The sequence below is a fragment of the Phaeospirillum tilakii genome (assembly GCF_042683125.1).
Taxonomy (GTDB): domain Bacteria; phylum Pseudomonadota; class Alphaproteobacteria; order Rhodospirillales; family Magnetospirillaceae; genus Phaeospirillum; species Phaeospirillum tilakii.
The window spans coordinates 1-11,120 of sequence record NZ_JBHUIY010000041.1 but is presented as its reverse complement, the minus strand read 5'-3'; the positions used below and the strand labels follow the sequence as shown (position 1 = coordinate 11,120).

Annotated in this window: 11 protein-coding genes; 9 read left to right on the top strand and 2 right to left on the bottom strand. The window is 65.6% G+C overall.

The window, feature by feature from the left end; genetic code table 11:
- Positions 1-583: 583 nt before the first annotated feature.
- From ACFSNB_RS15870 to rlxS, 6 genes are all read left to right on the top strand, one after another.
- Positions 584-916 (top strand): DUF736 domain-containing protein, encoded by a 333-nt coding sequence (locus ACFSNB_RS15870; protein WP_002729966.1) that lies wholly within the window; start codon positions 584-586, stop codon positions 914-916.
- 181 nt (positions 917-1,097) lie between these two features.
- On the top strand, positions 1,098-1,346 hold the full coding sequence (locus ACFSNB_RS15865) for a helix-turn-helix transcriptional regulator (RefSeq protein WP_377318323.1): 249 nt from the start codon (positions 1,098-1,100) through the stop codon (positions 1,344-1,346).
- Complete coding sequence (locus ACFSNB_RS15860) at positions 1,343-1,891, top strand: S26 family signal peptidase (RefSeq protein WP_377318321.1); 549 nt, start codon at positions 1,343-1,345, stop codon at positions 1,889-1,891. The genes ACFSNB_RS15865 and ACFSNB_RS15860 overlap by 4 nt, the downstream gene beginning before the upstream one ends.
- Positions 1,879-2,454: a lytic transglycosylase domain-containing protein gene (locus ACFSNB_RS15855; RefSeq protein ID WP_377318319.1), complete on the top strand. Its 576-nt coding sequence runs from the start codon at positions 1,879-1,881 to the stop codon at positions 2,452-2,454. The genes ACFSNB_RS15860 and ACFSNB_RS15855 overlap by 13 nt, the downstream gene beginning before the upstream one ends.
- Positions 2,455-2,675: 221 nt before the next feature.
- Entirely contained in the window at positions 2,676-3,014 is a 339-nt protein-coding gene (locus tag ACFSNB_RS15850) for a hypothetical protein (protein WP_377318317.1), read from the top strand.
- Positions 3,015-3,253: 239 nt separating this feature from the next.
- Positions 3,254-5,233: a relaxase/mobilization nuclease RlxS gene (rlxS, locus tag ACFSNB_RS15845; protein ID WP_377318315.1), complete on the top strand. Its 1,980-nt coding sequence runs from the start codon at positions 3,254-3,256 to the stop codon at positions 5,231-5,233.
- A 141-nt stretch (positions 5,234-5,374) separates the two neighbouring features.
- Here the strand turns inward: rlxS and ACFSNB_RS15840 are convergent, their stop codons facing one another.
- Both ACFSNB_RS15840 and ACFSNB_RS15835 read right to left on the bottom strand, forming a co-directional pair.
- Positions 5,375-6,223, bottom strand: coding sequence for an HNH endonuclease (locus tag ACFSNB_RS15840; RefSeq protein ID WP_377318313.1), 849 nt, complete (start codon positions 6,221-6,223; stop codon positions 5,375-5,377).
- Between the two features lie 3 nt (positions 6,224-6,226).
- Positions 6,227-7,789 carry an AAA family ATPase gene (locus ACFSNB_RS15835; RefSeq protein WP_377318311.1) on the bottom strand — a complete coding sequence of 521 codons (1,563 nt, stop codon included), beginning with the start codon at positions 7,787-7,789 and terminating at the stop codon, positions 6,227-6,229.
- Between the two features lie 482 nt (positions 7,790-8,271).
- Between ACFSNB_RS15835 and ACFSNB_RS15830 the strand changes: the two genes are divergently transcribed.
- From ACFSNB_RS15830 to ACFSNB_RS15820, 3 genes are all read left to right on the top strand, one after another.
- Positions 8,272-10,311 (top strand): conjugal transfer protein TraG, encoded by a 2,040-nt coding sequence (locus tag ACFSNB_RS15830; protein ID WP_377318309.1) that lies wholly within the window; start codon positions 8,272-8,274, stop codon positions 10,309-10,311.
- Positions 10,312-10,322: 11 nt separating this feature from the next.
- Positions 10,323-10,733: a CopG family transcriptional regulator gene (locus ACFSNB_RS15825; RefSeq protein WP_377318307.1), complete on the top strand. Its 411-nt coding sequence runs from the start codon at positions 10,323-10,325 to the stop codon at positions 10,731-10,733.
- Positions 10,730-11,120: P-loop NTPase family protein (locus ACFSNB_RS15820; RefSeq protein WP_465264573.1), on the top strand; the 391-nt coding region annotated here is incomplete at its 3' end. The genes ACFSNB_RS15825 and ACFSNB_RS15820, both read left to right, overlap by 4 nt.

The following is an 11,120-nucleotide window of genomic DNA, read 5'->3' as shown; positions in this document are numbered from 1 at the left end:
GGGGGCATATCGGTGCCGGTTTCGCTCCCTGTGGCGAAGGATTTCCCCCTCATCTGGCGTTCGTTTCTGATGCCCGGGTCGTCCCCACGGCTCGATTCTCGGCGCGCCAACAGCGCGGATCAGACGGCTCGCCTGGTTCATGATCATCCTGTCCCAGCGTCTTTGTCCCCGCACTGCCCATGACGACAGGGGGGCTCGGGCGGTCGCTGCGACTCTCGGCCGGAATGTCAAGGCGGGCGGTTGCCCCGGGTCCCGGATGCCGGTTTCCCTCCATCATGCCTGGGATGAAGGCGTTGGCGACGGGGCCATTGTCTCCTCGGCTCCGGTCTGCGCAAGGCCGTCCCTTGCATGTCTCTCCCAGCGCTGGATCCCGCGCCGCCCCCGTCCAACCGGTCCGCCGGAAGAATTTCCCCGGCCGGCACGCCGGCCTCCTCGCGGCCGCTGCGCTGCAAATTCTCCCGTCTCCCCGGTCCTCCCCTGCGGTCCGGCCGCGCCAGGGCGCGGTGGGCGGGGGCGGCTGGCGGTCTCCTGGCGCGAGCCATCGCAAGGGCGGTCCTGCGACACACCGGCAAGGAGAACGATCATGGCCATCACCCTCGGCACCTTCACCAAGCTCGACGACGGCAGCTTCACCGGCACCCTCAAGACCCTCAACATCACTGCGGCGCTGACCATCGTTCCGACCGAGAAAGTCTCCGAGCACGCCCCCGACCACCGGGTCTATGCCGGCCAGCGCTACGAGGTCGGCGCCGCCTGGAGCCAAGTCGCCAAGTCGAGTGGCGAGACCTATCTGAACCTCAAGATCGGCGCACCCGAATTCGGTCCGAACTGGGTCCGGGCCCGGCTGGTCAAGCTCGAACGCCCCACCGACGAGGGCATCACCCACATCGCCCTGTGGGAGCCGCGCGACCGGTAAGCCCCCCAACAGCCCCGCCGCGGATCGTCGTGGCGGGGCTTTTCCGGTGTTGTGGCGAGGGGATCGAAAACCGGGGGGGCCGGTTTTCGAGCGTCCCGCCGACCGTCTTATCCCGTCCATCCTGGCCCCGAGGCCGGCGACCTGCGCCGTCGCCGCCTCGGCTCAGACCAGGAGAAACGCGATGGACGACGAGATCCAGCGGGCCGCCAACGCCCGCAAAGGCAGCCCGTTCCTCAACACCGATCAGGCCGCGTTTTATGTCGGCCTGTCGCGGCGGACGCTGGAAAAAATGCGCACCACCGGCGACGGACCGCGCTTTCGCAAGCACGGCCGTTATGTCCGTTACCACATCGACGACCTTGACGATTGGTCGCGCGGGCGCGGTCAGGCCTCGACCGCCGAGGCCGAAATCCGGGGGGCACGGCGATGATCGGCCCCCGGCTGTTTCGGATCGGGGGGCGCCGGCGCGGGCGATCCCGCCCGCGTCGCATCCTCGCCCTGGCCTTGGCCGGGCTCGTCTGCCTCGGCCTCGCCGAGCTCGGCCGAGCGGCGCCCGGGTTGGTGTGGAACAATACCGCCAGTGTCCCGATCGGGCTCTATCGGGTGAGCCATGCCGATCCGCTCCGGCGCGGTGCGCTGGTGCTGATCCGGCTGCCCGACCCGCTGCGCCGGCTGGCGGCGGAGCGGGGCTATCTGCCGGACACCGTGCCGCTGGTGAAACCGGTCGGGGCGGTCCCCGGCGATCTGATCTGCGCCGACGGGGACACGGTTTCCGTCAACGGTCGGCCGGTCGTCCTGCGTCTCCGCCAGGATCATCTGGGCCGGTCCCTGCCGGGCTGGAGCGGCTGCCATCGCCTCGACGCGGCGCAGTTTCTGCCGCTCAGCCCGGTCGCGGACTCGTTCGACGGACGCTATTTCGGGCCGCTTCCGCGCGGAGCGATCCTCGGCCGATTGGTGTCGCTATGGACCGAATAATCGTCCCGCTGATCGTCGTTCTGGCCGTCAAAATGGCCGGAATCGCCCTGGGCGCCGAACTCCCCTGGGCCGAGACCATCGCCGAGGCGTCGCGCCGGTTTGCCATTCCCGAGCCCTGGATTCGCTCGGTGATCCGGGCGGAAAGCGGCGGTCAGCCCGAGCGCGCTGGACGTCCGATCACCTCGCCGGCCGGGGCGATCGGGCTGATGCAACTGATGCCCGACACCTACCGCGAGATGCGCGAGGCCCACGGTTTGGGCCCCGATCCGGCCGATCCGCGCGACAACATCCTGGCCGGGACCGCCTATCTGCGGGCGATGCTCGACCGCTTCGGTCCGACCGGGATGTTCGCCGCCTACAATGCCGGGCCGGGGCGCTACGAGCAGAGTCTGCGTGGCCGACCCTTGCCGGCCGAGACCCGGCATTACCTGACCGGGATGTCCGTGTCCGCCTCGTCCCAGCCCGCACCATCGATCCGGCTGACGCGTTCATCGGGGACGCTGTGGCCGTCGCCGGGCGATCTGTTCGTGCCGCTCGGTCAGGCGGCCGGGGGTGGGAAATGACCAGCGGAGCCTCCTGCGGAGGCGGGGCCTCGTCTCGGCCTTTTGATTCTACCAGCCAGGGCGACGCACCGGTCAAGGAGGCGTGGTCCCCCCAAAATGCGGGTGCATTTTGGCTCCCCCACGCCCCGCTGCGCGGCGCCTGCGGCGTCCCTGACCGCCCCGTCTCCGGCTGCTCCCGGGAGGTGTCCTCGCTCAGGAGGACATCCTTTCAGGAGGGTGCCATGTCGCAGACATTCGTTCATCCGCACGCCGAATTCGATCGTTTTCCGGCGCTGGTCGAGGAATTCGGCGCCGATGTCGTCGCCGACATCATCGCCGCGGAAGCCGCCGATTTCGCCTGGGACAGCCGCTTCGCCGAACGCAATCTCGGGGCCTGGGACGGCTTCGAGGACGAGGATTTCGACGCCGAAATCGTCCGCATCATCGGCTATTTCCGCAGCCGTTACATCGTTGCGACCTGCCTCGTTGACGCCGATCGGCGCGTCCGGGCGCTGCTGACCGAGCGTCATTTCGATCGCTTCGAGGACGCCGAACAGGCGTTCCTGGACGACGGGGGGTGACCCTCGCCGGGCCGGTTTGCCGGCCCTTGGTCCGAGTCTCGGCCCGGAGAAGAGAGCGTAGGACAGCGCAGATGGGACAGGGGGAACCAGGGTTTGAGGGAAGGCAAGATTAAAGGGCTGTCTCGTCGAGACGCCAAGTCATTGTCTGCACATCGTTATTTTACGAGATAGCCCCGGATGGTCGCGAGACGGCACCCAGCCAACACCTTGATTCTTATATAGTCGCAGGAGAGACGACCATGGGCCAGGATGACGATTTCAAGCCGAAGCTCGGCAAGATCCGGGCCGAGGGCGGAACGCGCGGCCGCAAATTTCTGCATCAGGTTCTGGCGGCGGCCAACCGTGCCGGTGGGCCGAGTCCGGGCGCTCGGACGTCAAAGTTTCACGGCGGCCAGATCGGGCGCGGTGCCGGCATCGGCCGGATGCTGTCGTCGCGCGATCGCCATGCCGCCTTTCGCAGCCGCCGCGTCGTCGTCAAATCCCGCATCGTCAAACTGGCGGGGAAGGGCATCGCCGGGGCGAAGGCCCATCTGCGTTATATCCAGCGGGATGGCGTGACCCGCGATGGCGCCCCTGGGCAGCTCTATGGCGCCGAGCAGGACCGCACCGACGGCCGCACCTTCCTCGACCGCGCCGAAGGCGACCGCCACCAGTTCCGTTTCATCGTCGCTCCCGAGGACGGCGACCAGTACGATGATCTGAAGCCACTGACCCGTCGGTTGATGGCGCAGATGGAACAGGATCTCGGCACCCGGCTCGATTGGGTTGCTGTCGATCATTACAACACCGGCCATCCGCACAGCCATATCCTCGTCCGGGGCCGCGACGACCGGGGCCTGGATCTGGTGATCGCCCGGGAGTACATCACCACCGGTCTGCGCGAGCGGGCCTCCGACCTGGTGACCCTCGACCTTGGCCCCCGGTCCGATCTGGAGATCGAGAACCGGCTGCGGCACGACATCGAACAGGAGCGCCTGACCTCTATCGATCGTCGCCTGCTTCGCGAGGTCGATGCCGACCGGCTGGTCTGGTCCACCGACAGGGATGTCTTCCAGCAGAGTCTGCGCGCCGGTCGTCTGCAAAAGCTGAAGCGGCTCGGTCTGGCCGACGAGGTCGCGCCGGGGCAATGGCGCCTCGCCGATGACCTCGAGACCACCCTGCGCCGGATGGGCGAGCGTGGTGACATCCTCAAGACGATGAGCCGCGAGATGACGGCCAAGGGGCTGGCTCGCTCCGCTGCCGATCTCGTCCTGCATGATCCGGCGGCGCCACCGACGCGACCGATCATCGGCCGGCTGGTGGCGCGCGGTCTGGCCGATGAGCTCGGCGACCGCCATTACCTGATCGTCGATGCGGTCGACGGCCGCACCCATTATGTCGAGATCGGCAAAGGCGATGCCATCGCGCCCATTCCCGACGGGGCAATCCTGCGGCTCGATCCCCGACCGGTCGAGCCCCGTCCCGCCGATCGCACCATCGCCGACATCGCGGCGGCGCACGGAGGGCGATACGGCATCGATATCCATCTGCGCCATGACCCGACCGCCAGCGAGGCTTTCGCCGAAACCCATGTCCGGCGGCTGGAGGCGATGCGGCGGCTGACCGGTGGGGTGACGCGCGAGGCCGACGGCACCTGGATCATCGCCCCCGATCATCTCGACCGGGCAGCGGCGTTCGAGCGGCGGCAGGCCCAGGATGCTCCGGTGGTGGTGCGAACCCTGTCGGCGCTGCCGTTGGACCGTCAGATTGCCGCCGATGGTCCGACCTGGCTCGACCGCGAACTGGTCGCTGCCACGCCCGAGCCGTTGCGCGATGCCGGCTTCGGCCGCGAGGCGCGTGACGCACTGGCCCAGCGGCGGCAGGCTCTGGTCGAGCAGGGGCTGGCCCGCGCCGACCAGGACCGTGTCCTGTTCCGTGCCGACCTGCTCGACGTGCTGCGCCGGCGCGAACTGCTCCGTGTCGCCGGCCAGCTTTCCGACGAACTCGGTCTCGCCTTCGTTGAGACCAAACCCGGCCAGTCGGTCGAGGGCGTCTATCGTCGCGCCGTCGATCTCGCCGCCGACAAGGCTGCGCTGATCGAGAAAAGCCGCGAGTTCACCCTGGTGCCGTGGCGTTCGGTACTCGATCCCCATCTCGGCAAGCAGGTTTCCGGCATCCTGCGCGGCGACGACATTTCCTGGAGCTTCGGCCGCCAGCGCGGCGGGCCGAGCGTGTCGTAATGGTAAATCTTGGAAAAGCCGACATCGCCTGGGCCGGACGGCAGTTCTGCGCCTCATGTCGGCCGATCACGCTGTTGTCGGGGGCCTTCCGGAAGCGGATGTCGGTCGCGCCTAGCTTGTGTGCGGGAAAGGCGCAGGTGTTTAATGAGGCTGAGGCCGAACGGCCTCGAAACCGCCGTCACAGAAGTCGGAGTTGCCGGCCAGCGCTCGATAGAGCTTGGCGAGCCAGTAGTTCTGACCTGACACCTCCTCGAAGTCCTCCGCTTCCTCAAGCAGCTTCACCGCCACGCGCTCGGCATCTCCAGCCACACCATAAACGCGACGCAGCGCGGGATACTGGCATCCCAAATGCTCCAGCCCCATCCGCCGATAGCGATCGGCAAGCTCCAGTTCGTTGAAGTGCGATCGAAGATGCTGGAACGTCTGCAGCGGCATCCCAGCCGGTCGGGTTAGCCGATAGGATAGGACCAGCGCATCTGCCTCCATGCGTGCGCGGACTGTCAGAAACGCCATGTCTGGGATCACGTCGTAACAGGGGTGCAGGAAAATTCGCACGTTCGTCCCTTCGTCCAGAATGCGGTCCCGCTTGCGCGTGTTGCAGACCGCGCAGCTCGGCACGAGATTCTTCGGGAATACCGAGAACTCCGGGTACTGCTCCTTTGGCAGATAATGATCGAGCGTCGAGGACTCGTTGATCCCGCAGAACGGGCACCGCGCCACACTGATCCTCTTCAAGAGATCGCCACGGAGCGCCGTCATCGGCTGGGTCTCCACGGTGAACGCGTGTCGCATCGCCTCCTTTTGCGGGTCGGTTAGCGGCGCTTCATCCAGCCCGCCGACTTCTGGAACGGCATCCTCATAGCCCTGATAGGCGGCAAGGACCTCCGCGCGCGCGGACTGCATCAGTCTCCGCCGCGGTTGGTGCTTGGCTGCGGCGATCTCATCGAATACGTTCGTCGCGTCAATGGCGAGCAGCGGGATCGAGCGCATCAGCTACTCCTCGATCTCATCGCGAATGCTCAGAACATAGGAGCGCGCCGCGAAGCCCAGCTTGCGACCGAATGCTTCCTCGATCTCCTCAAGCGTGTTTCGACGCGCCAGCGCGCTTAGCGTCTCGTGCCAATCGGTCGAACCGTCGCCGAGATTGAAGACCTCCTGTGTGATGACGCCGATGCTTTCCGCGAACGTCTCCACGCTCGGCGCCACGACCCGATTTTGATCGGCCGCTCGGCGCAGCACCTGGACATATTTCGCGGGCGTTTCTTGGAGGACCACCGGCGAGTGGGTGGCGATGATCGCATAGCCGTCGAAGGCTTCAAGACACGCCCGCACGCTCTTGAGAAACGCGGCGAGCAACGGCGGATGAAGGTGGGTTTCGGGCTCATCTATGAGAACCAGCGTCGGCTCTGATCCCGAGATGTGCGCCGTGAGTTCGGTGACGATCTTGAGTACCACCTTGTGACCACTGCTCAGTCCGCGAAAAAGCTCGCCGAGCTCGTCATTGTCGCGATTGGCGTAGAGCTGGGTCAATCCGATTCGTTGGAACGATGGGTCGTGCAGGAGCGGCTTTAAGACCTCCAGCAGGTTGACTAGGCGGTCGGCTTTGCGAACGCGCTCTAGCGCCGACAAGAACTCCGCCTCGATCTCCGCCGGGGTGCGGAGCCGATAGGCCTGCTCACCGTTCGGCGCGTCATCATCTGATCGCTCGCGAAGACCACAATAAACGTATCCAAAGATTTCTCCGCTCTCGTTGAGCCTCTTCTTCTCCTCCTCGGTGCGCCCTGGAATGACAAAGGTGTCGAACGCACTGTAGGACACCACGACCACGGTTTTGAATGGCGGCGCAGTGCCGATGAAACGCCCCGCCGCATTGTCCAGAACGTCCTCTTTACTGCCATAGCCGTATCCACTTGCTACAATTGCGAGGTTCGAGAGTAGCCGGGTCTTGCCTGTTCCGTTGTAGCCGATCAGGGCGTTGATGCGGTTCGGTAGCCGAGCTCGCCGCCGAAAATCGAAGTCGATGGTGAAGGAGTTAGAGTGTCGCGCTACCCGCGTCTTGAACTTGACCTTGAAACCTGCACTTCGCCGTTTCGTCGGCAGGGTAGGGGCCCGCAATAATCGTGAGGCGTCATCGATTGTCCGTTCGGCACCGCCAAAGCGCAGCAGCGAGACCCGATAGGCCTCGCTGTCTTCGACGTTGGCCTTTATTTCTTCGTCAAACGCGACATCTCGAAGACCTCTGAAGTACGGTTCGAAGACGCTGCGCCCTAGTTTGTATATGGTCTCATAATAATCGAGGTCAGAACCCAGCGAGGCATGGCCTGCGGGCAGTTCCTCAAAGGGCTGCCTGGGCATTTCGGTGTAGCCGCTGGTTCGACCCGCCTCGATGATCTTGATGCTGCCCAGATCATAGCTTTCGTCTGCCGATATGTGCAGCGTCACGTGGAAGGTGGTCTTGTAGCCATAATCATCCCAGTTATCCTGGACGAGCACTGCATGCGGGTAACGATTGGTAGTCGGCGATTCGCCCGACCTGAACTTGACGACGAACCTCATTCCAATCTCCCCACCGGGACGACAGTCCTTGCCACTGAACTAGCAGGCGTAATTATCGCTTCAGCATCATGCGTAGTCTACCATCGCGTTTCTTAGGGCCAAAATCAAAGCGCTGTGTGTAAAAAAATATTTTTCAAACATTCGGCTTGTGCATCTGATCTCGTCGCCGATGGCGCCGATTTAAGATATTGCAACAAGATCGCATAATTCTGCCATAGATTGCTTTTAGTCATGTATAAGATTTGTGGTGGGGTGGGTGAATTTGAATATAGCCGCAACTACTTCCGAAATCGGCCCAATTTTAAATGGCATGACCTCGACGTAATCAACCTATCCCCCATTCTCGCTTAACCTGCCCGCTTCGCCCCAGGGGCTCAAGCGTAAATCATCGTAGCTAAATGTGATTTTCAATTCCAGGGTTCTGCCTGACCCTTATCTCGAGCGCCCGGCAACCGTGCCGGGCTGGTTCGGGACAGGCCGCGATGACCCCCACCAAGCTGCTGATCGGCCAGATCCTGGCCGTTTTCGCCATCACCCTGTTCGGGGTGTGGTCGGCGACCCAATGGGCGGCGGCGATGCTGGGCTATCAGCCCCAACTCGGCCCGCCCTGGCTGGTGCTGTTCGGCACCCCGGTCTATCGCCCCTGGCAGCTGTTCCCCTGGTGGTATGCCTACGAGGCCTATGCGCCGCACATCTTCGACAAGGCGGGGATGCTGGCCGGGGCCAGCGGTTTCATGGGCTGCGCCGCCGCGATCGCCGGTTCGCTGTGGCGGGCGCGGCAGAGCCGGCTGGTCACCACCTACGGCTCGTCACGCTGGGCGACCGCCCGGGAAGTGGAGCGGGCCGGGCTGTTCCGCTCGGCCGGGGTGTTCCTCGGCCGGTTGGGTAACCGCTATCTCCGTCATGACGGTCCCGAGCATGTGATGGCCTTCGCGCCGACCCGGTCGGGCAAGGGCGTCGGGCTGGTGGTGCCGACCCTGCTGTCCTGGACCGGCTCGGCGGTGATCCACGACATCAAGGGCGAGAACTGGCAGCTCACCGCCGGCTGGCGGGGGCGGTTCTCGCATTGCCTGCTGTTCAATCCGACTGATCCCCGTTCCGCCCGTTACAACCCGTTGCTGGAAGTCCGCAAGGGTCCCGACGAGGTCCGCGACGTCCAGAACATCGCCGACATCCTGGTCGATCCCGAGGGCGCGCTGGAGCGGCGCAGCCACTGGGAGAAGACCAGCCATTCCCTGCTGGTCGGCGCGATCCTCCATGTGCTGTATGCCGAGGAGGAGAAGACCCTGGCCCGGGTCGCCACCTTCCTGTCCGATCCCCGCCGCAGCTTCGTTCAGACCCTGAGCCGGATGATGGCGACCAACCATCTCGGCACCCCCGACGTGCCCCAGGTCCATCCGGTGGTCGCATCGGCGGCGCGCGAGGTCTTGAACAAGAGCGAGAACGAGCGCTCCGGTGTGCTGTCGACCGCGATGTCGTTCCTCGGCCTCTACCGCGATCCGGTGGTCGCCGCGACCACCGTCGCCTGCGACTGGCGGATCGCCGATCTGGTCGATGCCGAGCGTCCGGTGTCGCTCTATCTGGTGATCCCGCCGTCGGACATCTCGCGGACCAAGCCGCTGGTCCGGTTGGTGCTCAATCAGATCGGCCGCCGCCTCACCGAGCGGCTGGAGGGTGATCCGGCCAAGCGGCGCAAGCACGCCCTGCTGATGATGCTCGACGAGTTCCCGGCGCTGGGGCGGCTCGATTTCTTCGAGACCGCGCTGGCCTTCATGGCTGGCTACGGCATCCGCGCCTATCTGATCGCCCAGAGCCTCAACCAGATTTCCAAGGCCTACGGCGAGAACAACGCGATCCTCGACAATTGCCATGTCCGGATCGCCTTCTCCAGCAACGACGAGCGCACTGCCAAGCGGATTTCCGACGCGCTCGGCACCGCCACCGAATTGCGTGCCCAGCGCAACTATGCCGGCCACCGGCTGGCGCCATGGCTCAGTCACGTCATGGTCAGCCGGCAGGAGACGGCGCGGCCGCTGCTGACTCCGGGCGAGGTGATGCAATTGCCGCCCGCCGACGAACTGGTGTTGGTCTCCGGCCTCGCCCCGATCCGGGCCAAGAAGCTGCGCTATTACCAGGACCGCAATTTCTCGGCGCGGGTGCTGCCCGCGCCGGAACTGGCCGAGCACGGTTACTCCGACCGGCCAGCGGCCCGTCCCGACGATTGGAGCGGGTTGGTGCGCGGCCCGCATGTCCGCCTCGCCACCGCCGAGGAGTCCGCGCTCGGTTTCGAGGATGAAGGCGGCGTCCAGCAGCAGCGCCATCCCGGCCTGCCCGAGGAGGGTTTCGTGGTGGCGGCGCATTCCGATCCCGAGCCCGATCCCATCGACGACGAGTCCGATCTGCTGGCCGATCAGCGGGCGATGGACCGCTTGCGTGGCCTCGGCACGGTGGTTCGCGCCCACGCCATCAACGAAGGCCGCGATGGCGCCGGGCCGGGCGACGATCTGCTGCCGAGCTTCTGAGGGAGGCGAGGATGAAGCGCACCAGGATCCGCCATCAATTGTTCCTCGACCCGGACCTCAGCGCCCGGCTGGAAACGCTCGCCGCCAAACCGGGGGTGTCGAAATCGACCATTCTCGCCGACGCATTGGCCGCCTGGCTCAATCGCCGCGGCAGTCAGGAACTCGACGAGCGTTTCGGCCTGCGTCTCCACCGCATCAGCGATCAGCTCGACCGCATCGAGCGCGACGGCCAAGTGCTGTTGGAAAGCCTGGCGCTGTTCGTCCGCTACCAACTGACCGTCTCCGCCCCATTGCCCGAGCCGGACAAGGCGGCCCGCGCCGTCGGCCAGGAGCGCTTCCAGAAATTCATCGATCAGGTCGGCCGGCAGATCGCCGCCCGCCGCCGCACCCTGTCGGGCGATCAGGAGGGAGAGCCGTCATGACCAATCCGGAATCCCGCGACCGCCGCCGCGCCATGTTGCGCACCGCGATGGGGCCGGCGATCGCCGCCGCCCTGGTCGATCCGCTGGTGATCGAGGTGATGGTCAATCCCGATGGGGCGCTGCGGCTCGACCGGCTGGGGGAGGGGCGGGTCGATACCGGCGTGCGTCTCGCTCCGGCCGAGGTGGAGCGGATCATCCGCCTCGTCGCCAGCCATGTCAGGGCCGAGATCCATCCCGGCAATCCGGTGGTCAGCGCCGAGCTGCCCGCTCGCGATGACGGCGCCAGCGGAGAACGGTTCGAAGGCCTGTTGCCGCCGGTCGCGTTGGGCCCGTGCTTCGCGATCCGCAAGCCGGCGGTGCGGATCCACACCCTCAGCGATTATGTCA